This window comes from Stenotrophomonas sp. YAU14D1_LEIMI4_1, assembly GCF_003086815.1.
In the GTDB taxonomy this organism is placed as follows: domain Bacteria; phylum Pseudomonadota; class Gammaproteobacteria; order Xanthomonadales; family Xanthomonadaceae; genus Stenotrophomonas.
Window position 1 is genome coordinate 1,750,486 of the sequence record NZ_CP025997.1, and the last position, 26,589, is coordinate 1,777,074.

Sequence of the window (26,589 nt, forward strand, 5' to 3'; positions counted from 1 at the left end):
TGACAGGTTCACACGGCTGTTGGTAACGGCGCCTGTTGTTCCGAGCGGCTGTTGGTAGGTGTCGACCTTGGTCGACACATCGTTCAGATATCGAACGAATCATCCACGCATGGCGTGGCTGTACTGTGTCGACCAAGGTCGACACCTACCAGAGCAGAGCGCTGCTCCGACAGGTTGTTGGTAGGTGTCGACCTTGGTCGACACATCCATCAGACATGGAAATCCATCTGGGGTCAGAGCCCGTTGCGGAGCAACGGGATCCGACCCCGGGCCGTTCCGACAGATCGCGGAAAACTGTCGAAGGCGGGGTGGGTCCGGTTGCGGCCTCTCCCGCAACCGGACCCACCCCGCCATCCCCCGAATAGCCCGCTCTTGAATTTGACGTTGCCGTTGCGTCGGCAGGTGCAGGGCTGCAAGCCCTGCAAAAGAGAAACCCCACCCTACGCCTGCGTCGGTTGTGCAATCGTCCCCCGCGCACTACGATCCTGCGGTTCGCATGCGCCCGCGTGCGCCGCATCTGCCAACCCGAGGTATCCATGGTCATCAAACCGCGCGTCCGCGGCTTCATCTGCGTCACCACCCATCCGACCGGCTGTGAGGCCGCGGTCAAGCAGCAGATCGACTACATCCGCGCCCGCCCGCCCATCCAGAACGGTCCCAAGCGCGTGCTGGTCATCGGCGCATCGACCGGCTATGGCCTGGCGGCACGCATCACCGCGGCCTTCGGCAGCGGCGCGGCCACCCTGGGTATCTTCTTCGAACGCCCGGGCAGCGAAACCAAGCCGGGCACCGCCGGCTGGTACAACTCGGCCGCCTTCCACAAGTACGCCGACGAAGCCGGCCTGTACGCCAAGAGCATCAACGGCGATGCCTTCTCCGATGAAGTGAAGGCCAAGACCATCGAGATGATCAAGGCCGACCTGGGCCAGGTTGACCAGGTGGTCTACAGCCTGGCTGCGCCGCGCCGCAAGCACCCCAAGACCGGTGAGATCATCAGCTCCACGCTGAAGCCGATCGGCGAACAGATCACCCTGCGTGGCCTGGACACCGACAAGGAAGTGATCACCGAAACCACCCTGCAGCCGGCCACCCCGGAAGAGATTGCCGGCACCGTTGCGGTGATGGGCGGCGAAGACTGGCAGATGTGGATCGACGCGCTGGCCGATGCCGGCGTGCTGGCCGATGGCTGCACCACCACCGCCTTCACCTACGTGGGCGAGGAGATCACCCAGGCCATCTACTGGAACGGCTCGATTGGTGCCGCCAAGAAGGATCTGGACAACAAGGTGCTGGGCCTGCGCGAATCGCTGGCAAAAATTGGTGGCGACGCGCGCGTGTCGGTGCTCAAGGCCGTTGTGACCCAAGCCAGCTCGGCCATTCCGACCATGCCGCTGTACCTGTCGCTGCTGTTCAAGGTGATGAAGGCGCAGGGTACGCACGAAGGCTGCATCGAGCAGCTCGATGTGCTGTACGACATCCTGTACGGCGGCAAGGCTGACGGCGTGGCCGTCGACCGCCTGCGCCACGATCTGGTCGATGGCCAGGGTCGCAAGGTTGCGCTGGTGGACGAGGAAGGCCGCCTGCGTGCCGACTACAAGGAAATGGCGCCGGAAGTGCAGGGCAAGGTGCTGGAACTGTGGCCGCAGGTGACCAACGAGAACCTGTACGAGATCAGTGATCTGGCCGGCTACAAGGCCGATTTCCTGCGCCTGTTCGGGTTTGGCGTGGAAGGCGTGGACTACGAGGCCGACGTCAATCCGGACGTGAAGATCGCCAACCTGGTCGATCTGACCTGAGGACCGAGGTAACGCCGGGCATGGCCCGGCGCTACCGGTGCAGCTCCAACGGTAACGCCGGGCCATGCCCGGCGCATGCCGCTCAACCGAACTCGAAATTCATCACCGGCAGGGCAGGGCCGACGAAATCACCCTGCACGTAATCCACGCCCGCACTGAACAACAGGGTCATGGAATTGGCGTCGCTGACGAACTCGGCGACGGTGCGGATGCCGGCTTCCTGCGCACGCGCGGTGATCTGGCTGATCAGGTCGATGTTCTCGCGGGTCGACACCAGGTCGCTGGTGAAGCTGCGGTCCAGCTTCAGCACCTGCGGCTGGAAGTGCGCCAGCAGCTGGAACGAATCCAGCCCCGAACCGAACTGCTCCAGGCCGATGCGGCAGCCCAGCGGGGCAACTTCGGCCAGGAACTGCTGTGCGGCGCGCAGATGGGTGAACACCTTGGCCTCGGGCGCGTGCAGCCACAGCCGTTCGCCTGGCACGCCGTGGGCCTGCAGTTCGCGGCGCAGGGTGGCGATCATCTTCGGGTCATCGAAGGATTCGGGCGTCACCTTCACCAGCATCTGCGTGGCATGGCCCTCGCGCGCCCGCGCGCCGAGCACGCTGATCGCGCGCGACACCACCCAGCGGTTGATGTCGGCCAGCAGGCCATGGTCTTCGGCAATGCCGAGGAAGGCCGTGGGGCTGAGCAGCTCGCCGTTGTGTTCCAGGCGCAGGTAGGCCTCGTACAGTTCCAGCGATTCACCCTGCAGATTCAGCACTGGCTGGTAGTGCAGTTGGAAGCCTTCACCGGCCAGGGCTTCGCGGATACGCGCCACCCAGCGCTGCACGCGTTCTTCCTCCACACGGTCGGCAGCGGCCGGGTCGAAGATGCGGCAGGTATTGCCCAGCGCGGCGGCGGCCTGTGTGCATTCGCTGGCGCGGGCCAGCACCTGGCCGATGCTGGCGATTTTTTCGCCCACCTGCACGCCACCCACGCTGACCGTGACCGTGGCCGAGCGCGCACCAATGCTGAACACATGCGCGGCATAGGCGGCGCGGATGCGTTCGGCCAGCGCTTCGGTCTGCGCATACGGGCCCGACTGCAGCACGGCAAAGCTGTGTTCGCCGAAGCGTGCCAGCTGCGCCTGGTCGCCCACCACCTCGGCCAGCAGCCCGGCCAGGGCGCCGATCAGGGTGTCGGCCGAGTCCAGGCCGATATCGGGGATCAGGCGGGCGTAGTGGTCCGGCTCGACCAGCAGCAGGCCGAACTGGCCTTCGCTGCGGCCGGCCTGGGCTACGGCATCTTCCACCTGCAGCATGAAGGTGGGGCGGTTGAGCAGGCCGGTGACCTGGTCACGCTGGCGCAGGTCTTCCACCTCGCGCGCCAGTTCGGTGTCCAGTTCCAGGCGGCGGCGGAACACCACCTGCAGGCAGGCCTCGCCTTCATAGGCGGCGGCGGTGAATTCCATGGTGGCCGGGAATGCGCTGCCGTCCTGGTGGCGTGCATCCAGCTGGTACTGCGGGGGCGGTGCTTCGCCGCGGCTGAGCGACTTCAGCAGCTGCTTGAAGCCATCCACGTGCTGTGCGGCTACCATGTCCAGCAGCGAGATGCCTTCGATATCGTCGAATTCGTCGTAGCCGAACATGCCCAGGTAGGCGTCGTTGGCGCGGATGTGCATGCCTTCATGCACGTAGGCGATGGGGTCGCGGGACGAGGCGATGAGCGCGTCGCAGCGGCGTTCGGTCTCGCGCATCTGTGCTTCGATGCGGCGCAGGCCGCGCCGTGCCTGCAGATCCACCCACTGGTCACGCACCACGGCCAGCAGGTGCTCGTTGCGCTGGCGCAGGGCCAGGGCCCGCACGCCGTTGCTGCTGGCCTGCACCAGTTCGTCTTCGTCGATGCGGTCGGCCAGCAGCACCAGCGGAATGTCCTTGCCGCTGGCGGCAATGTGCTGGGCCACCAGCGGCAGGGGGATGCCCTGCGACGGCGAGGCCAGCACCAGGTCGATGGCCTGGCTGGCCAGCACCTGTGACAGTTCGGCCGAATCCTGTGGGCGCCACGGGCGAACGGCAATGCCGCTGTTGCGCAGGGTGCTGACGATGGCTTCTGCGTTTTCGCCGCTGTCGTCCACGATCAGCAGGCGGATGGTGATGTCGTTCGCGTTCTGCATGCACTGCTCCCCAATCTGCGAACCTAGATACACGATGCGCGGCGGCACGTCCATGCGCTGGCCCCGGGCGAGCGCCGAACGGCGATGCGGTTCACACCACGCTGCCTGCGGCGTGACCGCTGGCCCACGCCCACTGGAAGTTGTATCCGCCCAGCCAACCGGTCACATCCAACACCTCGCCGACGAAATGCAGGCCGGGCACGCGCTTGGATTCGAACGTGGAAGACGACACTTCGGCCGTATCCACCCCGCCCAGGGTCACCTCGGCGGTGCGGTAGCCTTCGGTGCCGCTGGCTACCAGCGGGAACGCGCCCAGCACCTGCGCGGCCTGGCGCAGCACCGGTTCGTCGAGCTGGCGCACCGGGCGGTCCGGCAGCCAGTGCTCGCACAGGCGCTGCGCCAGCCGCTTGGGCAGCACCTCGCCCAGCACCGTACGCAGTTCGGCGGCAGGGCGCTCGCGCTTCATCTGCCGCAGCCACTCCCCGGCGTCCTGGCCGGGCAGCAGATCGATCTCAAGGGTGTCGCCGGGCTGCCAGAACGAGGAGATCTGCAGGATGGCCGGCCCGCTGACGCCACGATGGGTGAGCAGCATGAAGTTCTGGAAGCTCTTGCCATTGCAGTGCGCCTGCACCGGCAGGGCCATCCCGCTCAGCTCGGCCAGGCGTTCCTGGTGCTTGCCGCTGAGGGTGAGCGGCACCAGGCCGGCGCGGGTGGGCAGCACGTTGTGGCCGAACTGGCGGGCCAGTTCGTAGCCGAAGCCGGTGGCACCCAGGCTGGGAATGGACAGCCCGCCGGTGGCCACCACCAGCGATGCGCAATGAAACAGCCCCTGCGTTGTGTGCACGCGGAAGCCATCGCTGGCGTGTTCGATGCGCTCGATGCTGCACTGAGTGCGGATCTGGGCGCCGGCGGCCTGGCATTCCTCCACCAGCATCTTCACGATCAGCTTCGATGAGACATCGCAGAACAGCTGGCCCAGCTCTTTTTCGTGATAGGCGATGCCGTGCTTCTCCACCATGTCGATGAAGTGCCACGGCGAATAGCGGGCCAGCGCCGATTTGCAGAAATGCGGGTTGGCCGACAGGAAGTTGGCCGGGGTGGTGCCGGTATTGGTGAAATTGCAGCGCCCGCCGCCGGACATCAGGATCTTCTTGCCGACCTTGTTGGCGTGGTCCAGCACCTGCACCTGGCGCCCGCGGCGGCCGGCGGTGAGCGCGGTCATCAGCCCGGCGGCACCGGCGCCGATGACCACCACGTCGCAACGGGTAATGCTCATGCCTTGGCGCGCTTGCGCCAGCTGGGAATCACGTCCAGCTGGATCTGGTCGTTGAGGATCTGCACTTCGCCATCCTGGATGAGCACGCTGAAACGCATGGCGCGCTGGATCTGCTGGCCCCACTGTTCAACGAAGGCGCCGTCCAGGTCGACCACCGACAGGTTGTCGAAACGGGCCAGGCCCTTGCCCTGCTTGTTCCACCAGATATCGGATGCGTTGCCGCCGTAGTTCACCACCTGCACCGACCGGCTGCGATTGCTGGCCTTGCGGATGCGCGATTCGTCCGGGTGGCCCAGATCGATCCACTGCAGGATGTCGCCGGTGTAGTCGTGCTGCCACAGGTCCGGCTCGTCGTCGGTGCTCAGGCCGCGGCCGAACTCCAGGCGGTCATCGGCGTTCAGGGCGAAGGCCAGCAGGCGCACCATCAGGCGCTCGTCGGTTTCGGACGGGTGCTGGGCCAGGGTCAGGTTGTGGGTCGCGTAGTAGCCGCGATCCATGTCGCTGATCTGCAGTTCGGCCTTGCGGATGGTGGCGGTGAGGGCCATGGGCGTTCCGGGGGCAAAGACCGCCCATGATAGAGGTTTGCTGGCGGGGTGTCCGTGGCAGGGGTGTCTGCGCGGTGTCAACGGTGGCACTCTGGCCGCGACTTCCCTGCGTGTGTGTTCGATGAGCCTGCCCAGCCGCCTGCAGTTGCCCCCCGGGGACTGGCCGACCCTGCTGGACGGCCTGTGCGCGCGTTTCCCGCGCATTGACCGCGGCCAGTGGCTGGACCGTTTCGCGCGTGGGCGGGTGCGGGATGCGCAGGGCAGGGCGCTTGCAGCCGACCAGCCGTGGCAGGTCGGGCGGGAGATCGTCTATTTCCGCGAAGTCAGCGATGAGCCGGTCATTCCGTTCAGCGAAACGGTGCTGTACCAGGACGCGCACCTGCTGGTGGCCGACAAGCCGCACTATCTGCCGGTCACCCCGGCCGGGGGCTATGTGCGCGAGACCCTGCTGGCGCGGCTGGTGGCACGCACCGGCAATCCCGACCTGGTGCCCCTGCATCGGCTGGATCGGCTGACCGCCGGGCTGGTGCTGTTCTCGCAGCGGCCCGATTCGCGTGACGCCTACCAGCGCCTGTTCCGTGAGCGGCGCATCGAAAAGATCTACGAGGCACTGGCGCCGGCCCTGCCAGGGCTGCCGTTCCCGCAGCAGCGGTTGAGCCGGATCGTGCCGGGTGAGCCCTTCTTCCGCATGGCCGAAGTGGCGGGCGAGGCGAATGCGCGCACGCAGGTGGAGGTGATCGCCGACGATGGCGCGGTGTGGCACTACCGGCTGCGCCCGCAGACCGGGCGCAAGCACCAGCTGCGCGTGCACATGGCCGCGCTGGGGGCGCCGATCCTGGGCGATGACCTGTATCCACAGCTGCAGCCGTCGGCCGATCCGCTGCAGGCGCCGCCGCTGCAACTGCTGGCGCGGGCCCTGGCCTTCCAGGATCCACTCAGCGGGGATCCGCGTGTGTTCCGCAGCGAGCGCTCGCTGCGCTGGCCGGCCGACCCGGTGCCGGGCGCCTGATCAGCGCGGCCGGGTCACCGTGGCTTGATCACCGTGGCTTGACCCGGGCCAGCCAGCGATCCAGTTCTGCGGCGAACAGTTGGCGGTCGCGCGCGCCCAGCGGCGGCGGGCCACCGGTCTGCACGCCCGCACCGCGCAGTTCCTCCATGAAATTGCGCATGGACAGGCGCTCGGCCATGTTGTTGGCGGTGTACAGCTGGCCGCGCGGGTTCAGCGCCACGGCCTTCTTATCCAGTACCAGCGCCGCCAGCGGGATGTCCTGGGTGACCACCAGGTCACCGGCGGCCACCCGTTCGACGATGGCGCTGTCGGCCACGTCCAGGCCCTGCGGCACCTGCAGCGAGCGGATCCAGCGCGAGGGCGGGGTGCGCAGCCACTGGTTGGCAACCAGGGTCAGCTCCAGGCCGACCCGTTCGGCGGCCCTGAAAAGGATGTCGCGAATGACCGTCGGGCAGGCGTCGGCATCGACCCAGATGCGTGGGCGGGCGTGTTCAGCGGGGGTTTCAGCTTCAGTCATCAGCCCAGTGTAGGGTAGGAAAAACCTGAATAGGGACTCGGGTTTAGCCCTGATCTGGGCCCAGCCCTTGTCACGTCTAGCGGGCGGGGCTCTGCCGCTGAATGCCGGGGCTATCGCTTTTTGCTGAAAACACGCGTATCGTTCGACCCACTGTGTTTGCTAGGGTCACCGTGAATCGTGGCCTGGTGCAGTTGATCTCACGATCCGCTCATCGATCCGCTTTACCAACGCCTGCAACTCAGTCTCGGCCCCGATTCCCGGTGGCTGCGATTTTTTCAACATGTGTTTCAGGAGTTAGTCAAATGTCTGATCGTCAGACCGGCACCGTCAAGTGGTTCAACGACGCCAAGGGCTTCGGCTTCATCACCCCGGAAAGCGGCCCGGACCTGTTCGTGCACTTCCGTGCCATCCAGGGCACCGGCTTCAAGACCCTGCAGGAAGGCCAGAAGGTTACCTTCATCGCCGTCCAGGGCCAGAAGGGTATGCAGGCTGACCAGGTGCAGGCGGTCTAATCCGTCTGCTACCGTTTGGTAGCCAGAACGCCGGAAGCGAAAGCTTCCGGCGTTTTTTTTGCTTTTGTAGAGCCGAGCTTGCTCGACTGCCGTTGGCGCAATGCGAAAGGCAGTCGAGCAAGCTCGACTCTACGGAGCGCATGCATCGCGCGCGGTACGATGCGGGCTTCCCTCAGGAGTTTTCGCATGCGCATCGTCCACCACCTGGAAAACTCGCGTTCGCTGCGCGTGCTGTGGATGCTGGAAGAACTGGGGCTGGACTACGAACTGCGGCGCTACCCGCGCGATCCGAAGACGCTGCTGGCGCCGCCGGAGCTTCGGCAGATCCATCCGCTGGGCAAGGCGCCGGTGCTGCAGGACGGTGACCTGGTGCTGGCCGAATCCGGCGCGATCCTGGACTACCTGGTCGACCGCTACGACACCCAGCGCGTGCTGTCGCCGTCGCCGGTGCCGGCCGACAGTGCCGAGCGCATCGCCTATCGCTACTGGCTGCACTACGCCGAAGGGTCGGCCATGCCGCCGCTGCTGCTGACCCTGGTGGTCGGGCGCATCCGCAGTGCGCCGATGCCGTTCTTTGCCCGGCCGATCGCACGCAGCATCGCCGACAAGGCCGAGCGCAGCTTCATCGGCCCGCAGCGCCGCCTGCACCTGGACTGGATGGAGCGGCGCCTGGCCGAAAGCCCGTGGTTCGCCGGTGAACGCTTCAGTGCGGCCGACATCCAGATGAGTTTCCCGATCCAGGCCGCGGCCGCCCGTGGCGGCGGGCTGGACGACAAGCCGGCGTTGCGGGGCTTCCTGGAACGCATCGGCCAGCGCCCGGCCTACCAGCGCGCCGAGGCCCACGGCGGGGCACTGCAGGCCCTGCGCGGCGATTGAGGCCGGGGCCGACCGCCCCCATCCTGCTGGCATGGATACCCACGCCCCCCGTTTCGACAACCGCTTGCTGACTGCCCTGCCGGGCGACCCCGAAACCGGCCCACGCCGCCGCGAGGTGCGCGAGGCGGCCTGGTCATCGGTGATGCCGACCCCGGTCGCGGCGCCGACCCTGCTGGCCTGGTCGCCGCAGGTTGCCGCGTTCCTTGGCTTCGACGCCGCCGATGTGCAGGGCGCCGACTTCGCCCAGGTGTTCGGCGGCAACGCGCTGTACGACGGCATGCAGCCGTGGGCGGCCAACTACGGTGGCCACCAGTTCGGCCATTGGGCCGGGCAGCTGGGCGACGGGCGCGCGATATCGCTGGGTGAGCTGGTGGCCGCCGACGGGCGCCATTGGGAGCTGCAGTTGAAGGGCGCCGGGCCCACGCCCTATTCGCGCGGCGCCGATGGTCGCGCCGTGCTGCGCTCGTCCATCCGCGAATTCCTGTGCAGCGAAGCCATGCATCACCTGGGCGTGCCGACCACGCGTGCGCTGTCGCTGGTCGGCACCGGCGAGGACGTGGTGCGCGACATGTTCTACGACGGCCACCCGCGCGCCGAGCCCGGCGCGATCGTCTGCCGCGTGGCGCCGTCGTTCATGCGCTTCGGCACGTTCGAACTGCCTGCCTCGCGCGGTGAGACCACGCTGCTGAAGCAGCTGGCCGACGTCTGCATTGCCCGCGATTTCCCTGAACTGCAGGGGGAAGGGGGGGCGCTGTACGGCGACTGGTTCGCGCAGATTGCCGTGCGCACCGCCGAGCTGATGGCGCACTGGATGCGCGTCGGCTTCGTGCATGGAGTGATGAACACCGACAACCTGTCCGTGCTCGGCCTGACCATCGATTACGGCCCGTACGGCTGGGTGGAGGATTACGACCCGGACTGGACGCCCAACACCACCGACGCGCAAGGCCGCCGCTACCGCTTCGGCACCCAGCCGCAGGTGGCGTACTGGAATCTCAACCGGCTGGCGCAGGCACTGTCGCCGTTGTTCGCCGATGTGCAGCCCCTGCAGGCCGGATTGGCCGCATTCCAGTCCACCTTCGTGGCCTGCACCCGGCGCGATGCAGCGGCCAAGCTGGGTCTGGCGGCGGCTGACGATGAGGATCTGCAGCTGTACCTTCGCTGGCAGCAGTTGCTGCAGGACGGCGGCATGGACATGACCCTGGCGTGGCGTGCGTTGATGCAGGTGGACGTGGCCGCGCCGGATGTGGCCGCACTGGGCGATGTGTATTACGACCAGGCACGCCGGCAGGCGGTGCAGGCGCCGTTGCAGCAGTGGCTGCAGGCGTACGCGGCGCGGCTGCGCGTGGACCCGCTGTCGGTCGAAGCGCGGCAGGCGAAGATGGCAGCGGCCAATCCGCTGTATGTGCTGCGCAACTGGCTGGCGCAGGAGGCCATCGATCGCGCCGAGCAGGGCGACCTGGGTGGCGTGCATGCGCTGCAGGAGGTGCTGCGCGATCCGTATACGCAGCGGCCGGGGCTGGAACATTACGCAGGCAAGCGGCCGGCCTGGGCCGAGCACCGCGCCGGCTGCTCGATGCTGTCCTGCAGTTCGTAGGGGAGTTTTTTTGCAGGGCTTGCAGCCCTGCACCTGCTCAATGCAACAGCAACAGCAACGTCAAAAGCTGGGTATCGGTGGGATGGTGGGGCGGTGTCGGATTGCGGGGACGCCGCAAGTACGTCCTTGTAGGCTTGGCAGCCGCATCCATGCGGCTGACACCCCGCAATCCGACACCGCCCCACCTTCGACAGTTTCCCGCGATCTGCTGGAACGGCATTCTGCTCTGGTGGGTGTCGACCTAGGTCGACACCTACGGACAGCCGCGTGCTGTCGAAGCGGCGTTCTGCTCTGGTGGGTGTCGACCTTGGTCGACACGGATGAATTCATTCGATATCTGACAGATGTGTCGACCAAGGTCGACACCTACCAACAGCCGCGCGGGACAATTGGCGCAGATACCAACAGCCGCGTGAACCTGTCGAAGGCGGGGCGGTGTCGGATTGCGGGGTGTCAGCCGCATGGATGCGGCTGCCAAGCCTACAAGGACGTACTTGCGGCGTCCCCGCACTCCGACACCGCCCCGCCATCCCACGGAATGCCGCTGTTGCTGTTGCTGTTGCTTTCGCCGTTGCCGTTGCATTGAGCGGGTGCAGGGCTGCAAGCCCTGCAAAGAACCCCCTACAACCAACGTATTACCTATTCAGTGCGATATTCGCACGCGCAGTCGATTACCGCACTTGAATGGTGCAGTGCGATAAACCTAATTTCACTTCCGCAGTTTCATAGCAGTCCAAGCGATCCACCCCTGGCGGGGCGAGGGCAGCATAGGCAACGGTGCTGAAGCCAGGTGCAGGGGAAGACCGTTGGATCTCTTTCACCTGTGCGGAGTGATCGCATGTGCCGTCGTCTGTCTGTCGTTTCCCTGTCCCTGCTTGCCCTGCTGCCGTCGCTGGCGCTGGCCTACCAGGCCGAACCCCCGCGTGAAGCGCTGCAGGTGCTGCGTGTCGATCGCTACGCCGACGACAGCAACGCCGGCTCGCTGCGCTGGGCCATCAAAACCGCCAACGCCACGCCGGGCCGCTACCGCATTGAAATCAATGCGGTGGGCGCGGCGCCGTACGTGATCAAGCCGGCCTCGCCGCTGCCGGAAATCAAGGGCCCGGTGCAGATTGTCGGCACGCCGTGGGCGCGCGATGGCCAGTTTGTGGCCATCGATGGCTCGGCCTACGTGACCGGCACCGGCACCGATGCCTGCCCGGGTGCCGAGCCGGGCCAGTCTGGCACCAATGTGCGCACCACCACGCTGCCAGGCCTGGTGCTGCGCGATACCCAGGGCGTCGAACTGACCGGCCTGGAGATCCGCAACTTCTGCATCGGCGTGCTGATCAACCGCGCCAGCCACAGCGAAATCCATGACAACCGCATCGTCGCCAACAAGGGCGGTGCCGGCATCATGCTCACCGGCGACGATGGCAAGGGCCAGTCCACCGCCACCACCACGGTGCACAACCGCATCGTGCGCAACGTGTTCCTGGACAACGGCGATGGCCTGGAACTGACCCGCGGCGCGGCCTGGAACCTGGTGGCCGACAACCTGTTCCAGTCCACCACGGCCAACCCGGAACCGTCGCAGGGCATCGAAATCCTGTGGGGCAATGACAACAGCGTGGTGCACAACCGCTTCGTCGATTACTCCGATGGCCTGCAGATCAACTGGGGCAACCGCAACTACATCGCGGCCAATACCTTCACCGGCAACTCGATCGGGCTCAGCATCACCGGCAGCGGCAACGTGGTCGATGGCAACACCATCACCGGCAACGGCATCGGCATTGGCGTGCGTCCGCAGCCGGTCAGTGCGCCGAACCGCTTCAGCGCCAACCGCATCTTCGGCAACGGTCTGCCGATCGAGCGCTGCGAAGCCGGCGGCGCCTGCGTGAAGGGCCAGCCGCGCGGCGCCATCGTGTTCGGTGTGCCGGGGTTGGAACATGCCAGCTTCGTCGGCTCGCGTGGGCGCGGCGTGGACAACGATCCGGCCAAGCGTGCGCGCATCTGCAGCGCCGCCGGCCAGGCCGATTGCCAGCCGCAGGCCAACCTGGGCCAGGCCGCGCCGCAACTGGTGGCTGTGCAGGGCAAGGGCGCACAGCGCGCCGTGACCGGCAGCTTCCACGGCCAGCCGGACAGCCACTACCAGGTGGAAGTGTTCGGCAACCGTGCGGCCAACGGCAGCGAAGCTGAGCGCGTGCTGGGCACCGTGCAGGCGCGTACCGACGGCCAGGGCAACGGCACCTTCACCTTCCCCTTGGGCAATGGCGCCGATGCTGCGGATCTGGGCGGTGTGACCGCCACGGTCACCTCGCCGCAGGGCGCCACGTCCCCCCTGAGCGCGCCGCTGTCGCTGCGCTGATCACCTTTCCGAGACCCTGACCATGATTCCTGCAAAGCCTGTTTCCCTGACCGTACTGGCCGCGATGGCCCTGCTGCCGGCCGTCGCCAGCGCGCAATCCAGCAACCGCTACGCGGGCAAGACGCTCACCGGCGACTGGGGCGGTACCCGCACCGATCTGTACGAGCGCGGCATTGCCTTCCGCGGCGACTACGTGGGCGAGGCCATGGGCGTGGTGGATGGCGGCTACGGGGAAACCGGCGCCCGCTATGCGCAGCAGGTGCGCGTGGGCATGGACCTGGACATGGGCAAGCTGGCCGGCTGGGACGGCGGTGCCTTCCACTTCACGCTCAACGACCGGCGTGGCCGCAGCACCTCGGCCGATCTGGTCGGCAACCGCTTCCCGATCCAGGAAGCCTACGGCGGCCAGTACACGCGGCTGACCGAACTGAGCTACGACCAGACCTTCAACGGTGGCCAGTCGTACTACAAGCTGGGCTACTACGCGATGGGCAACCAGTTCGGCCTGCACAGCCTGCTGACCCATTTCGTCAATGCGGCGTTCTGCGCGCACCCGCTGGCGATGTCCGGCAACAGCGGCTGGTACAACTACCCGGTGGCGCGCTGGGGCGGTGAAGTGGCGCAACAGGTCAGCCCGGCGCTGAACGTGCGCACCGGCTGGTTCCAGGTGAACCCGAACCTGGGTGGCAACATCGAACGCAATGCGTTCCGCCCGTTCGCCTCGGGCACCACCGGTTCGCTGTTCCCGGTGGAAGTGACCTGGACCCCGGCCAAGGGCAGCCGCTACGCCGGCGTCTACAAATTCGGAGGCTACTACGACACCTCGCGCGTAGACCAGCGCGGCCTGGATACCTCGCCCACCACCGGCCGCCACGGCGCCTACGTGCTGGCCGAGCAGCGCCTGACCCAGGAGTCGGCCGACCCCAGCCGCGGCCTGACGGCGTTCGCGCAGTACATGGTGTCCGACGCCGATACCGCACAGATCAAGCGCTGGTATGCAGTGGGTGGCGTGTACCAGGGCATCGGTTCGCGCGCGCAGGACAGCATCGCGCTGGGTTACGTGGGCGCCGATATCAACGACCGCTTGGTGGATGCGCGCCGCGCTTCGCTGGCCGCCGGTGGCGTGCCGGTGGATTCGCCGCTGTACAACCTCAGCCAGGCCGAGGAGCTGTTCGAGCTGTCCTACAGCTTCCAGGTGAACCCGTGGCTGATGATCCGCCCCGACGTGCAGTACATCGTCAATCCCGGCACGTTCAACTACAGCGGTACCGACAACGCCTGGGCCGTGGGTGTCCAGGCCAAGGTGACCTTCTGATGGCCGCGCGCTCCTTCCACGCCCTGGTGACTGCCATGCGCATTCCGTTTGCCTCCCTTGTCCTCGCCGGTGCGCTGTGCACCTCCCCCGTGTTGGCCCTGGCCGCGCCGCCGCCGGCGGTGCTGCAGGTGGGCTCGCTGCGCATCGGCGAGGGCAGCCCGCGCACCATCGTGCCAATTACCGGTGCCAGTGCCGAACTCGCTCTGCAGCAGGCCGCGGCCATCGCCGCCAGCACGCACACCGACCTGGCCGAATGGCGCATCGATTACCTGGATATCGCCACCGATGGCAGCAAGCTGGTGGCGCTGGGCAAGCGCATCCAGGCCACGCTGGGCGGCAAGCCGATGATCGTCACCTTCCGTACCAAGGCCGAGGGCGGTGCGAAGGCGATCAGTGACCGCGACTACGGCGCGCTGTACGCCACGCTGCTGCGCGGTGGCTTTGCCCAGTTGATCGATGTGGAAATGTTTCGCGACCCGAACGTGGTGCAGGCGCTGGTGGCGCAGGCGCACAAGGCGGGGGTGAAGGTGGTGATGTCCAACCACGATTTCCAGGCCACGCCGCCGCGCGAGGAGATCGTCGCGCGGCTGCTGAAGCAGCAGGCGATGGGCGCGGACGTGCTGAAGATCGCGGTGATGCCGCGCGACGCCGGCGATGTGCTGGCCCTGCTGGACGCCACCTGGCAGGTACGCCAGCGCAGTGACAAGCCGCTGCTGACCATGTCGATGGGCGGCACCGGCGTGGTCTCGCGACTGGCTGGGGAAACCTTCGGCCAGGCCCTGACCTTCGGCATGATCGGCACGCCGTCGGCGCCGGGCCAGGTTGAAGTCGAACAACTGCAGGACGTCCTGCAGGTCATCCACGCTTCCAGCCAGGCCGGTCGCTGAGACCACCACGCCGGATGTTCCGCCGCTTCACGCTGTTGCAGGAAACCGCACCATGAGCCACGCCTCCGCCGCCGCACCGCCGCTCGTCCTGGAACGGATGAGTCCCTTCCAGTGGACCGCCATCGCCATCTGCGTGCTGCTGAACATGCTCGATGGCTTCGACGTGATGGTGATGGCCTTCACCGCGCCGCACGTGTCGGCGGACTGGGAACTGTCGGGCAAGGTGCTGGGGCTGATGCTCAGTGCCGGCCTGGTCGGCATGGCGCTGGGCTCGTTCCTGCTGGCGCCGCTGGCTGACCGCTGGGGCCGGCGGCCGATGATCGTGTGCTGCCTGCTGATCCTGACCACGGGCATGGCGCTGTCGGCGCTGGCCGGCAACGCGTGGCAGCTGGGCGCGCTGCGGGTGTTCACCGGCATCGGCATTGGCGGCATGCTGGCCGGTGTGGGGGTGATCACCGCCGAGTATGCCAACGCCAAGTGGCGCAGCACCGCCGTGGCCCTGCAGGCAACCGGTTATCCCATTGGCGCCACCGCCGGTGGCGTGCTGGCGGCGTGGATGCTGCAGCACTGGTCTTGGCACAGCGTGTTCCTGATCGGCGCGGGTGCCTCGCTGCTGTGCATCCCGCTGGTGCTCAAGTGCCTGCCCGAATCGCTGGATTTCCTGGTGGCACGGCGCCCGGCCGATGCGCTGCCGCGATTGAACGCGCTGCTGTCGCGCATGCAGATGCCTGCGCTGCAGGCGCTGCCGCCGGCACCGGTGCGTGAGGGCCAGCCGCAGGGCTACGCCGCGCTGTTCGTGGGTGATCTGCGCCGTGTCGCGCTGCTGATCGCGCTGGCGTTCTTCCTGCACATGTTCGCGTTCTACTTCGTGCTGAGCTGGACCCCGAAGCTGCTGGTATCTGCAGGTGTTTCGGCGCAGCAGGGCATCACCGGCGGCGTGCTGCTGAACCTGGGCGGCATCGTCGGCGGCAGTCTGTTCGGCTGGCTGGCCTCGCGCTGGTCGCTGTCCCGCCTGACCGCCGGCGCGCTGCTGTTGGCGATGGTGGCGATGCTGGGCTTCGCTGCGTTCAACACACAGTTGAACGTGGCCTTCCCGCTGGCATTCGTGATTGGTGCGGCGCTGTTTGCTGCCATGGCCGGGCTGTACGCCGCCGCACCGGTGGTGTTCGCCGCACAGGTGCGCACCACCGGCCTGGGTTGGGCGATCGGCGTCGGCCGGGTCGGCGCCATCCTGTCGCCGCTCACCGTGGGCGTGCTGGTGGATGGCCATTGGCCGCCGTCGGCGCTGTATGTGCTGTGCGCGCTGCCGCTGCTGTTGGCCGCCTGGGCATGCCTGGGGCTGCGCGTGGGCGTGGGCCAGAACCGGCGTTGAACCGCCTTCCGGAGTCATGCAGGCAATGTGCGATTATCGGATTGAATGGCCGAATATCGGATTGACCGGGCAGGGGCCTGTGCGCACCATGTCCGCGTCATGTTTTCCCGTCGCAGTGGCCGTGCGCCGCGCTGGTACGTACCAGCGAAGGGCAGGGCAAGGAGCAATGCAGTGATCGACAAGACCGTGGCCAGCGCCGAAGCAGCGGTGGCCGATATCCACGATGGGGCCACCGTGATGATCGGTGGCTTCGGCACCGCGGGCATGCCCGACGAGCTGATCGATGCGCTGATCGCGCAGGGCGCGCGCGAGCTGACCATCATCAACAACAATGCAGGCAACGGCGATACCGGCCTGGCCGCGCTGATCAAGCACAAGCGCGTGCGCCGCATCGTCTGTTCGTTCCCGCGCCAGTCCGATTCGCAGCACTTCGATGCTGCGTATCGCGCCGGTGAAATCGAGCTGGAACTGGTGCCGCAGGGCAACCTGGCCGCGCGCATCCATGCGGCCGGTTCCGGCCTGGGTGCCATCTTCACCCCCACCGGTTACGGCACCGAACTTGCCCAGGGCAAGGAAACGCGCGAGATCGACGGCCGCCACTACGTGCTGGAATATCCGCTGCATGCCGACTTCGCGCTGATCAAGGCCGACCGCGGCGATCGCTGGGGCAATCTGGTCTATCGCAAGACCGCGCGCAACTTCGGCCCGCTGATGGCGATGGCCGCGCGCTGCGCCATCGTGCAGGTGCGTGAGGTGGTGGCGCTGGGCGAACTGGACCCGGAAGCGGTGGTGACGCCCGGCATCTTCGTGCAGCGCGTGGTGCCGGTGGCCGCAGCAGGAGTACAGGCATGAACAAGCTCAGCCGCGAACAGATGGCCGCGCGCGTGGCCCGCGATATTCCCGAAGGTGCCTACGTGAACCTGGGCATCGGCCTGCCGACCACGGTGGCCAACTTCCTGCCGGCCGACAAGGAAATCTTCCTGCAGTCGGAAAACGGCCTGCTGGGCATGGGGCCGGCGCCGGCGCCCGGCCACGAAGACCCGGACCTGATCAATGCCGGCAAGCAGCCGGTCACCCTGCTCACCGGGGGGTGCTATTTCCACCATGCCGACTCGTTCGCGATGATGCGTGGCGGCCACCTGGACATCTGCGTGCTGGGCGCCTTCCAGGTGTCGGTACACGGTGACCTGGCCAACTGGAGCACCGGTGCGGCCGACGCCATTCCCGCCGTGGGCGGTGCCATGGACCTGGCCATCGGCGCCAAGCAGGTCTTCGTGATGATGGACCTGTTCACCAAGAAGGGTGAAAGCAAGCTGGTGGCCGACTGCAGCTACCCGCTTACCGGCCTGCGCTGCGTATCGCGCGTGTATACCGATGTGGCGGTGTTCGATCTCGGCCCCGACGGCGCCACCGTGCTGGAAATGGTGGAAGGCATGGACATCGCACAACTGCGTGAACTGACCGGCCTGCCGCTGGCCCTGGCCGAAGGAGCCTGAGATGAGCCTGCACGAGACCTACATCGTCGATGGCATCCGCACCCCGATCGGCCGCTACGGCGGCGCGCTGTCCGGCGTGCGTGCCGATGACCTGGGCGCGATTCCGCTGAAGGCCCTGCTGGCGCGCCACCCGCAGCTGGACCCGGCGCTGATCGAGGATGTCTACCTGGGCTGCGCCAACCAGGCCGGCGAAGACAACCGCAACGTGGCGCGCATGAGCCTGCTGCTGGCTGGCCTGCCGGTAAGCGTGCCGGGCAGCACGATCAACCGCCTGTGCGGTTCGGGGCTGGATGCCATCGGCACCGTGGCGCGCGGCATCGCTGCGGGCGAGCTGGGCCTGGCCATCGCCGGCGGCGTCGAATCGATGTCGCGCGCGCCGTTCGTGATGGGCAAGGCGGCCTCGCCGTTCGCCCGCGACCAGCAGATCGAAGACACCACCATGGGCTGGCGCTTCATCAACCCGCGCCTGCGTGAACTGCATGGCGTGGAAACGATGGGCCAGACCGCCGAGAACGTGGCCGAGCGCTACGGCATCAGCCGCGACGACCAGGATGCGTTCGCCCTGCGCAGCCAGCAGCGCACCGCCGCGGCGCAGGCGCGTGGCTTCTTCGAGGGCGAGATCGTGGCGGTGGACGTGCCGGGCCGCAAGCGCGGCGAGACCGTGACCGTCGACCGTGATGAACACCCGCGTGGCGATACCACCGCCGAAGCACTGGCCAAACTGAAGCCGCTGTTCCGCCAGCCGGGCACGGTGACCGCCGGCAATGCGTCGGGCATCAACGATGGCGCGGCGGCACTGCTGCTTGCCTCGGGCGCACAGGTCAAGGCGCTGGGGCTGACTCCGCGCGCGCGCATCCTCGGCTTCGCCAGCGCGGGCGTGGAGCCGGCCATCATGGGCATGGGCCCGGTGCCGGCCAGCCAGAAGCTGATGGCACGGCTGGGCCTGTCAATCACCGATTTCGATGCCATCGAACTGAACGAAGCCTTCGCCTCGCAGGGCCTGGCCTGCATGCGCCAGCTGGGTCTGGCCGACGATGCCGCACACGTGAATCCCAACGGCGGCGCCATTGCGCTGGGCCATCCGCTGGGCATGAGCGGCGCGCGCCTGGCACTGACCCTGCTGCGCCAGCTGGAAGCCAGCGGCGGCCGGCGTGGCTTGGCCACCATGTGCATCGGCGTGGGGCAGGGCGTGGCCCTGGCCATCGAGCGCGTGTGACCCCCTCGCATTCCATAATCTGCCCGTAACCAGCATGACAGCCGCGGCCCTCGGGCCGCTCGCCAACAGGAGTACGCCATGAGCGATCCCACCGAACTGCGCGGCTACCGCAAGCCGTATCCCGGCAGCCAGCCTCCGCGCATCCACCTGCCGTATGCCAGCACCGCCAAGCGCGGCCCGGGCACCGATCCGATTGCCATTCCGGTCACCCTTTCCGAAGTGACGGGGCCGAGCATCAACCGCATCACCCTGGGCGCGCATGCCGCCGATCTGACTGCTGGCTTCCCCGGCCAGCCGCTGGGTGAGCGCATCATCGTCAGTGGCCGCGTGCTGGATGAGAACGGTCGGCCGGTGCGCAATTCGGTGGTCGAGGTGTGGCAGTGCAACGCCGCCGGGCGCTACCTGCACAAGGGCGACCAGCACGACGCACCGCTGGACCCGAACTTCAAGGGCACCGGCCAGGTGCTGACCGACAGCGAAGGCCGCTACCGCTTCACCACCATCAAGCCGGGCGCGTACCCGTGGCGCAACCACTACAACGCCTGGCGGCCGGCGCACATCCACTTCTCGCTGCATGGCGAAGGCATCGGCCAGCGCCTGGTCACGCAGATGTACTTCCCCAACGACCCGCTGCTGGCGTTCGACCCGATCTACAACTGCGTGGATGACGCCAAGGCGCGGGAGCGCATGGTGTCCTCGTTCGACTGGGAAACCACCGCGAATGAATTCGCGCTGGGCTATCGTTTCGACATCGTATTGCGCGGTCGCAAGATGACCGTGTGGGAGTAAGACCATGAGCTTCCAATCCACTCCGTGGCAGACCGTCGGCCCTTACTACCGGCTGGGCCTGGAACCGCTGTACCGCGTCGAGATCGCGCCGGCCCAGGCGCAGGGCGAACGCGTGCAGGTGCAGGGCCAGGTGTTCGATGGCGAGGGCGTGCCGGTGTCCGATGCCGTGCTGGAAATCTGGCAGGCCGACGCGCAGGGCATCTACGCGCACGCCGAAGACCCGCGCCGCGACGACCACGATCCCAGCTTCGATGGCTGGGGCCGGGTGCCGACCGACGACCAGGGACGCTTTGCCTTCAGCACCGTCAAGCCCGGCCGCGTGGCGGGGCTGCGCGGTGAAGCGCAGGCCCCGCACCTGGTGGTGCTGGTGTTCATGCGCGGCCTGCTGCAGGCCACCCGCGCGCGCATCTACTTCAGTGACGAAGCCAGCAATGGCGACGATGCCATCCTGGCGCTGGTGCCGGCCGAGCGCCGCCACACCCTGGTCGCGCAGGCGCAGGGCCAGGGCGTGTACCACTGGGACGTGCGCATGCAGGGCCCCGACGAAACCGTGTTCTTTGCCTACTGAACGCCCGGGCTGTCGCTTGCCCACGCCGGTCACGGCCGGCGCGGGTAAGCTGGGGCAACCCCGGAAGGATCTACTTTGATGAACCCGACTCCTTCGCTGCTTGGCGGCCTGTTCGGCGAGCCTGCCGTGGACGTGGCGTTCACCGATGCGGCACGGCTGCAGGCCATGTTGGATGTGGAAGCCGCGCTGGCCCGCGCGCAGGCGCGCTGCGGGGTGATTCCGCAGGCGGCGGTGGCCCCCATCGAGGCGGCCTGCAATGCAGCCCATTACGATGTGAGCGCGCTGTCAGCCGCCACCGCGCTTGCCGGCAACCCCGCCATCCCGCTGGTGAAGGCACTGACCGCGCAGGTCAAGGCCAACGACGCCGAGGCGGCGCGCTGGGTGCACTGGGGCGCGACCAGTCAGGACATCATCGACACCGGTGCGGTGCTGCAGTTGCGCGCCGCACGTGAGCACGTGCTGTCGCGCCTGCAGACGCTGTGTACGGCGCTTGCGCAGCTGGCCGACGCCGAGCGCGGTACCGGCCTGCCGGGCCGCACCTTGTTGCAGCAGGCGGTTCCGGTCACCTTCGGGCTGAAGGCCGCCGGCTGGCTCGATGCCCTGCAACGTAGCCAGCGCCGTCTGCTGGCCCTGGGCGAAGACACCCTGGTGCTGCAGTTCGGTGGTGCCGCCGGCACCCTGGCCTCGCTGCAGCACCGTGGCCTGGACGTTGCCCAGGCACTGGGCGAGGAACTGCAGTTGCCAGTGCCGGCACTGCCCTGGCACACCGCCCGCGATCGCGTGGCCGAGCTGGGCAGCGCGTTCGCATTGCTGACCGGCAGCCTGGGCAAGATCGCCACCGACATCGTGCTGTTGATGCAGTCCGAAGTGGCCGAGGCGTTCGAACCGGCAGGCGAGGGCAAGGGCGGATCGTCGGCCATGCCGCACAAGCGCAACCCGGTGGGCTGCGTGGCGGCCATTGCCGCTGCCACCCGTGTGCCGGGCCTGCTGTCCACGCTGTACAGCGCCATGCCGCAACCGCACGAACGTGCGGCCGGGCAGTGGCATGCCGAATGGGAAACCGTGCCGGAGATCGTGCGCCTGTGTGCCGGCAGCCTGGCCCAGGTCACCGTGGTGGTGCAGGGCCTGCAACTGGATCGCGCGCGCATGCTGCAGCACCTGGACAGCCATGGCGGCCTGCTCTATGCCGAAGCCGTAGCGGTCACCCTGGGCGAGCGCATCGGCAAGGCCGCCGCGCACGCGCTGGTGGAACAGGCCGCGCAGCGCGCACTGGGCCAATCGCAGCACCTGCGTGCGGTGCTGGCGCAGATGCCCGAGGTGACCGCGCAGCTTTCCGCTGAACAACTCGATGCCTTGTTCGCCGCCGACAGTTGGCGCGGCATGGCCGATACCTGGATCGACCGCGTGCTTGCACGCGCCTGATCCCCACGTACTTCGCTGGAGCCAGCATGCCGTTTCTCGAGCTTCCGCAGCATCGTCTGCACTTCCAGACCGAGGGCCGTAAAGACGGCCCCTGGCTGACCTTCTGCAACTCGCTGGGCACCGACCTGGGCATGTGGGCGCCGCAGGTGCAGGCGCTGTCTGCGCAGTACCGCATCCTGCGCTATGACCGCCGCGGCCATGGCCAGTCCAGCGCGCCGCCGGGCCTGTACAGCGTGGCCGAGCTGGGCGTCGACGTGCTGGCGTTGTGGGATCACCTGGGCATCGAGCGCAGCCACTTCTGCGGGCTGTCCATCGGCGGGCTGACCGGCCAGTGGCTGGGCGTGCATGCCGGCAACCGCCTGCGCACGCTCACCGTGGCTGCCACGGCCGCGAAGATCGGCAGCGCCGAAAGCTGGCAGGCACGCATCGCCCAGGTGCAGCACGACGGCCTGCTGCCGCTGGTCGATGGCACGCGCGAGCGCTGGTTCACGGCCGGCTTCGCACAGACCCATGCCAGCCTGGTGGAAGACATCCTGCAGCGCTTCCTGGCCACGCCGGTGGAGGGCTACGTGGGCTGCTGCAACGCGGTGGGCACGGCCGACTTCCGCGAGATGCTGGCGCGCATCCAGGTGCCGCTGCTGGCCATCGCCGGCGATGACGACCCGGTCTGCGTGCCGGCCGATCTGCAGGCCATTGCCAGCGGTGCTGCGCAGGGTGCGTATGCGCAGGTGGCCGGCCGGCATATCTGCAACCTGGAATCACCGCAGGCCTTCACCGATGCATTGGCCGCGCATCTGGCGCAGGCCACGCACTGACACTTGCACAGGTAGACGACGATGGACGAACAGGAACGCTACGAAGCCGGCTTGGCCGTACGCCGCCAGGTACTGGGCGAAGCCCATGTGGAACGCTCGCTGCAGGCGCGCACGGACTTCACCACTGAATTCCAGGAATTCATTACCCGCACGGCATGGGGCACGGTGTGGACCCGCGACGGCCTGCCGCGGCACACCCGCTCGCTGCTGACCATCGTGATGATGGTGGCGCTGGGCCATGACGAAGAGTTCAAGCTGCATATCCGCGCGGCACGCAACAATGGCGTCACGCCGGAAGAGATCAAGGAAGTGCTGCTGCAGGCGGCCATCTACTGCGGCGTGCCTGCGGCCAACCACGCCTTCGCGCTGGCCAAGCCGATCCTGGAAGAGCAGGCGGCCGACTGAGGGCGGGGTCGGATCCCTTTGCAACGCAAAGGGCTCTGACCCCGCTCACGACTGGGGTCAGAGCCCTTTCCTGCGGAAAGGGATCTGACCCCGGGGCTTGGCTCAATGCAGCAACGACCCGAGCTGCTGCGCGGCTTCGCGCAGGCGCGGCAGCAACTGCGATTGCATCACGCCCAGGTTCACGCGGCCGGCCTGGGTGCCGATGTTCAACGCGGCAATCACCTCGCCACTGCGCGAACGCACCGGCACGGCGATCGAACGCAGACCGATCTCCAACTCCTGGTCCACCAGTGAAACGCCTTCGCGGCGAACCTTCTCCAGCGTCTCCAGGAAATCATCCATGCGGGTGATCGTGCGCTCGGTGCGCGGGCGCAGGGGCGTGCGTTCCAGATAGCCTTCCAGCGTGTCGCGCGGCAGAGCCGCCAGCAGCACCCGGCCCATCGAGGTGCAGTACGCCGGCAGGCGGCTGCCTGCGCGCAGGCCGATGGACATGATGCGCACGGTCTCGGCACGCGCGATGTACAGGATGTCGTCGCCATCGAGCACGCCCAGCGAACACGATTCGTGCACGTCGTCGCGCAGTGCATCCAGCACCGGTTGCGCGGCGGCGGTCATCGACGAGGACGCCACGTAGGCGCCGCCCAGCCCCAGCACGCGCGGCAGCAGCACATAGCCGCGGCCCTGTTCGCCCACGTAGCCCAGCTTTTCCAGCGTATACAGCACGCGGCGCACCGCCGCACGCGAGATGCCGGTGTCGCTGCTGATCTGTGACATGGTCACTTCGCGCGGATGCTGCGAAAACACGCTCAGCACGGCCAGGCCGCGGCCGAGCGAGGTCATGAAATCCGGATCGCCCTGGTTGCCCTGGATCTGCTGCATCAACTCATGGGCCAGCCCGCGCTCCTGTGGCGGGGCCGGGGAACGCTTGGGGCGGCGGCTGGGAGGAACAGCAGGCATGGCAACCGGTTTCATCTACGTAAGCCCTGCATGGTAAGCGCTGGGCAGCAGGATCGGTACCCGCACGCCGTGGCCACGAGGGGCCACGGCGTGGGCACGGTTCACTTGCTCTGCGGCAGCGCGTAGGCGATCACGTAATCGCCGCGGTCCGGCGACTGGCGCGCGCCACCGGCGGAAATCACCACGTACTGACGGCCGGTCTTCGGCGAGACATAAGTCATCGGCGTGCCCTGGCTGCCCACCGGCATGCGGGCCTTCCACACTTCCTTGCCGCTGCGGCTGTCGTAGGCGCGCAGGTAGTAATCCTGAGTGCCGGCGAAGAACAGCAGGCCCGACTGCGTGGCCAGCGAACCGCCCAGCGTCGGCATGCCGATCGGAATGGGCAGGTGCATCTTGATGCCCATCGGCCCGGTGTCCTGCACCGTGCCCACCGGCACCTGCCAGACCAGCTTGTGGGTGGCCAGGTTGATGGCCGACATCGTGCCGAACGGCGGCTGCTGGCAGGGAATGCCCAGCTTGGACAGGAAACGGTCGCGCAGCGAGCCGTACGGCGTGCCGGTCTGCGAAGCGGCGCCCATTTCCACGCCACCATCGCCGCTGGCCATCTGCGCACGCGGAATCAGCTTGGTCCACAGGCCCAGGCGCATGTCATTCACGAACAGATAGCCGGTGGTCGGGTCGACCGAGGCGCTGCCCCAGTTCATGCCGCCCAGCGAACCGGGCCACTGCAGGGCCAGGTCTTCGCCCGGCGGGGTGTACATGCCGTCGTAGCGGAACTGCTTGAACTGGATGCGGCACAGCATCTGGTCGATCGGCGTGGCGCCCCACATGTCCGATTCGGTCAGCGTCTGCGCGCCGATCTGCGGCAGGCCCACCGACAGCGGCTGGGTGGCGGCGTAGCGCTCGCCCTGGGCGTTGCCCTGCGGTGCGGGAATCTCGCGCACTTCGGTGATCGGCTGGCCGGTCTGGCGGTTCAGCATGAAGATCTGGCCGGCCTTGGTGATCTGCAGCAGGGCCGGCAGGGTGCCGCCCTTGCCGTCGGGCACGTCGGTCAGGGTCGGCTGCGCGGGCAGGTCGTAATCCCACAGGTCATGGCGCACGGTCTGGTAGACCCAGCGCTCCTTGCCGGTGGCCACGTCCAGCGCGACCACGGCCGAGCTGTACTTGTCGTCCTGCGGGGTGCGCTCGCCGGCCCACTGGTCCGGCGTGGTGTTGCCGGTGGGCAGGTAGACCAGACCCAGCTGCGGATCGTAGGCCATCGAGGTCCACACATTCGGCGTGGCGCGGGTGTAATGGATCGACGGATCCAGCGGCACGTCCGGGGTTTCCTTGGACAGGTCCCAGACCCAGGCCAGCGCGCCGGTGCGCACGTTGTACGCACGCACCACGCCGGACGGTTCGCCCACTTCAATGTTGTCGGCTACGCGGCCGCCGACCACGATCAGGTCACCGGCCACCAGCGGTGCGGCGGTCAGGGTGTAGAAGCCGGGCTTGATCTCGCCCATGCCCACCTTCAGATCGACCACGCCGTTGCTGCCGAAGTCTGGGCAGAGCGCGCCGGTCTTGGCGTCCAGCGCGAATAGGCGGGCATCGATGGAGGTCATCAGGATGCGCTTTTCGCAGATCGCCGGCTGGCCCACTGCAGCGGCGACGCTGGGGGCCGGTGCGGACGGCTCGACCACAGCGGCGGGCGCGGCGGCAGCGGTGCTGCTGTCGAAGTAGCCCAGGCCGCGGCAGCGCTGCCAGTTCGGTGCAGTGGCCTTGGGATCGAAGGCCCAGCGCTGCGTGCCCGAATCGGCATCGATGGCGATCACCTGGTTGTGCGGGGTGCACAGGTACAGGGTGTCGCCGATCTGCAGCGGGGTGTTCTGGTCTTCGGCACCGAAGCCGTTGCTTTCCGGCACATCGCCGGTGCGCGCGGTCCAGGCCACCTGCAGCTGCTGCACGTTGTCCGGGGTGATCTGGTCCAGCGCGGCGAAGCGGGTGCCGGCGGTGGTGTTGCCCCAATGCATCCAATCACGCTGCTCGCTGCCCTTGGCCACCGGCACCACCGGCGGCACATCGCCGGCGGCGGACACGACCGGGCGCGGCTGGAAGGCCGACACCGCGGTGGCCAGCAGGCCCACCAGTAGCACGGCAGCCACGCCATAGGCACCGCGGCCCGCCACTGCGCCACGGCTGCGTCGCAGCAGCGGCCAGGCCAATGCCACCAGCAGGGCCAGCACGGCCGGCATCACCAGGCGCGATACCAGCGGCCAGAAATTCCAGCCGGCATCGACCAGTGCCCATACCGCGGTGGCCACGAAGGCGGCGCCGTACAGCAGTGCACCGGCCGGGCGGCGCGCCAGCAGCAGGGCACCGGCCAGCGCCGATGCCAGACCCATCAGCAGGAAATACCAACTACCGCCCAGCTGGGCCAGGCGCACACCGCCGACCAGCAGGGCCAGGCCGAACAGTGCCACCAGAATGCCGAGCAGGACCAGCAGCACCCGGCACAGGGCCGGAACTTTCGTCGTCTCGTCCACGTTGCATGAACCTCGTATCGAAAAACCCCACGGCCGTGGGGGAAGGCCCGCGCGCGCCAGGCGTGGCGGGGACCGTTCGGCATCCCTGGCTGCGGGCCGTCCAGCGGGCGGGCAGGCAGTGACCTGCTTATGGCGCAGGCGGAGTGAATGGCCGGTTAGGGCGATTATCGCACGTGTGTGCGATTTTGGCGT

General features: G+C 67.7%; 23 protein-coding genes. 17 read left to right on the top strand and 6 right to left on the bottom strand.

Translation table 11 applies throughout. The annotated features are described in order from the left end of the window. The first annotated feature begins 536 nt into the window (after positions 1–536). Positions 537–1,796: an enoyl-ACP reductase FabV gene (gene fabV / locus C1932_RS08190; protein ID WP_108761795.1), complete on the top strand. Its 1,260-nt coding sequence runs from the start codon at positions 537–539 to the stop codon at positions 1,794–1,796. 82 nt (positions 1,797–1,878) lie between these two features. On the opposite strand, the gene C1932_RS08195 is transcribed toward fabV, so the two are convergent. The 3 genes from C1932_RS08195 to C1932_RS08205 all read right to left on the bottom strand — a co-directional run bounded on the left by C1932_RS08195 (position 1,879) and on the right by C1932_RS08205 (position 5,769). Beyond that, positions 1,879–3,948, bottom strand: coding sequence for an EAL domain-containing protein (locus C1932_RS08195; RefSeq protein WP_108763387.1), 2,070 nt, complete (start codon positions 3,946–3,948; stop codon positions 1,879–1,881). A 91-nt stretch (positions 3,949–4,039) separates the two neighbouring features. Then, complete coding sequence (locus C1932_RS08200) at positions 4,040–5,224, bottom strand: NAD(P)/FAD-dependent oxidoreductase (protein WP_108761796.1); 1,185 nt, start codon at positions 5,222–5,224, stop codon at positions 4,040–4,042. After that, on the bottom strand, positions 5,221–5,769 hold the full coding sequence (locus C1932_RS08205; protein WP_108755965.1) for a YaeQ family protein: 549 nt from the start codon (positions 5,767–5,769) through the stop codon (positions 5,221–5,223). The genes C1932_RS08200 and C1932_RS08205 overlap by 4 nt, the downstream gene beginning before the upstream one ends. Positions 5,770–5,890: 121 nt before the next feature. Between C1932_RS08205 and C1932_RS08210 the strand changes: the two genes are divergently transcribed. Then, positions 5,891–6,778, top strand: a complete 888-nt coding sequence (locus C1932_RS08210; RefSeq protein WP_108761797.1) for a pseudouridine synthase — start codon at positions 5,891–5,893, stop codon at positions 6,776–6,778. Between the two features lie 28 nt (positions 6,779–6,806). On the opposite strand, the gene C1932_RS08215 is transcribed toward C1932_RS08210, so the two are convergent. Beyond that, positions 6,807–7,295 carry a YaiI/YqxD family protein gene (locus C1932_RS08215; protein ID WP_108761798.1) on the bottom strand — a complete coding sequence of 163 codons (489 nt, stop codon included), beginning with the start codon at positions 7,293–7,295 and terminating at the stop codon, positions 6,807–6,809. Between the two features lie 302 nt (positions 7,296–7,597). On the opposite strand from C1932_RS08215, the gene C1932_RS08220 reads away from it, so the two are divergent. From C1932_RS08220 to pcaC, 15 genes are all read left to right on the top strand, one after another. Beyond that, complete coding sequence (locus C1932_RS08220; protein WP_004153307.1) at positions 7,598–7,807, top strand: cold-shock protein; 210 nt, start codon at positions 7,598–7,600, stop codon at positions 7,805–7,807. A 186-nt stretch (positions 7,808–7,993) separates the two neighbouring features. Beyond that, positions 7,994–8,683: a glutathione S-transferase gene (locus C1932_RS08225; protein ID WP_108752842.1), complete on the top strand. Its 690-nt coding sequence runs from the start codon at positions 7,994–7,996 to the stop codon at positions 8,681–8,683. A gap of 31 nt (positions 8,684–8,714) precedes the next feature. Continuing rightward, positions 8,715–10,280 carry a YdiU family protein gene (locus tag C1932_RS08230; protein ID WP_108761799.1) on the top strand — a complete coding sequence of 522 codons (1,566 nt, stop codon included), beginning with the start codon at positions 8,715–8,717 and terminating at the stop codon, positions 10,278–10,280. Between the two features lie 838 nt (positions 10,281–11,118). Further along, positions 11,119–12,630, top strand: coding sequence for a right-handed parallel beta-helix repeat-containing protein (locus C1932_RS08240; protein WP_108761800.1), 1,512 nt, complete (start codon positions 11,119–11,121; stop codon positions 12,628–12,630). Between the two features lie 22 nt (positions 12,631–12,652). After that, entirely contained in the window at positions 12,653–13,945 is a 1,293-nt protein-coding gene (locus C1932_RS08245) for a carbohydrate porin (protein WP_108752845.1), read from the top strand. Next, positions 13,945–14,832, top strand: a complete 888-nt coding sequence (gene aroD, locus C1932_RS08250) for a type I 3-dehydroquinate dehydratase (RefSeq protein ID WP_108761801.1) — start codon at positions 13,945–13,947, stop codon at positions 14,830–14,832. Before C1932_RS08245 ends, aroD begins: the two co-directional genes overlap by 1 nt. A gap of 52 nt (positions 14,833–14,884) precedes the next feature. Continuing rightward, entirely contained in the window at positions 14,885–16,204 is a 1,320-nt protein-coding gene (locus tag C1932_RS08255) for an MFS transporter (protein ID WP_199912014.1), read from the top strand. Between the two features lie 171 nt (positions 16,205–16,375). Then, positions 16,376–17,056 carry a 3-oxoacid CoA-transferase subunit A gene (locus C1932_RS08260; protein ID WP_108752848.1) on the top strand — a complete coding sequence of 227 codons (681 nt, stop codon included), beginning with the start codon at positions 16,376–16,378 and terminating at the stop codon, positions 17,054–17,056. After that, positions 17,053–17,700, top strand: a complete 648-nt coding sequence (locus tag C1932_RS08265; RefSeq protein WP_108752849.1) for a 3-oxoacid CoA-transferase subunit B — start codon at positions 17,053–17,055, stop codon at positions 17,698–17,700. The genes C1932_RS08260 and C1932_RS08265 overlap by 4 nt, the downstream gene beginning before the upstream one ends. Positions 17,701–17,707: 7 nt before the next feature. Next, positions 17,708–18,916: a 3-oxoadipyl-CoA thiolase gene (gene pcaF / locus C1932_RS08270; protein ID WP_108763388.1), complete on the top strand. Its 1,209-nt coding sequence runs from the start codon at positions 17,708–17,710 to the stop codon at positions 18,914–18,916. A 78-nt stretch (positions 18,917–18,994) separates the two neighbouring features. Further along, entirely contained in the window at positions 18,995–19,705 is a 711-nt protein-coding gene (gene pcaH, locus C1932_RS08275) for a protocatechuate 3,4-dioxygenase subunit beta (RefSeq protein ID WP_108761803.1), read from the top strand. A 4-nt stretch (positions 19,706–19,709) separates the two neighbouring features. After that, positions 19,710–20,273, top strand: coding sequence for a protocatechuate 3,4-dioxygenase subunit alpha (gene pcaG, locus C1932_RS08280; protein ID WP_108761804.1), 564 nt, complete (start codon positions 19,710–19,712; stop codon positions 20,271–20,273). Between the two features lie 78 nt (positions 20,274–20,351). Continuing rightward, the gene (locus C1932_RS08285) at positions 20,352–21,695 is read left to right on the top strand and encodes a 3-carboxy-cis,cis-muconate cycloisomerase (protein WP_108761805.1); all 1,344 of its coding nucleotides are present in this window, start codon (positions 20,352–20,354) and stop codon (positions 21,693–21,695) included. 26 nt (positions 21,696–21,721) lie between these two features. Next, positions 21,722–22,510 carry a 3-oxoadipate enol-lactonase gene (pcaD, locus tag C1932_RS08290; RefSeq protein ID WP_108761806.1) on the top strand — a complete coding sequence of 263 codons (789 nt, stop codon included), beginning with the start codon at positions 21,722–21,724 and terminating at the stop codon, positions 22,508–22,510. A 21-nt stretch (positions 22,511–22,531) separates the two neighbouring features. Next, complete coding sequence (gene pcaC, locus C1932_RS08295) at positions 22,532–22,915, top strand: 4-carboxymuconolactone decarboxylase (protein WP_108749372.1); 384 nt, start codon at positions 22,532–22,534, stop codon at positions 22,913–22,915. Between the two features lie 102 nt (positions 22,916–23,017). Here the strand turns inward: pcaC and C1932_RS08300 are convergent, their stop codons facing one another. Then, positions 23,018–23,872: an IclR family transcriptional regulator C-terminal domain-containing protein gene (locus tag C1932_RS08300; protein ID WP_108751533.1), complete on the bottom strand. Its 855-nt coding sequence runs from the start codon at positions 23,870–23,872 to the stop codon at positions 23,018–23,020. Between the two features lie 101 nt (positions 23,873–23,973). Then, the gene (locus C1932_RS08305; RefSeq protein WP_108761807.1) at positions 23,974–26,397 is read right to left on the bottom strand and encodes a membrane-bound PQQ-dependent dehydrogenase, glucose/quinate/shikimate family; all 2,424 of its coding nucleotides are present in this window, start codon (positions 26,395–26,397) and stop codon (positions 23,974–23,976) included. Positions 26,398–26,589: the final 192 nt, after the last annotated feature.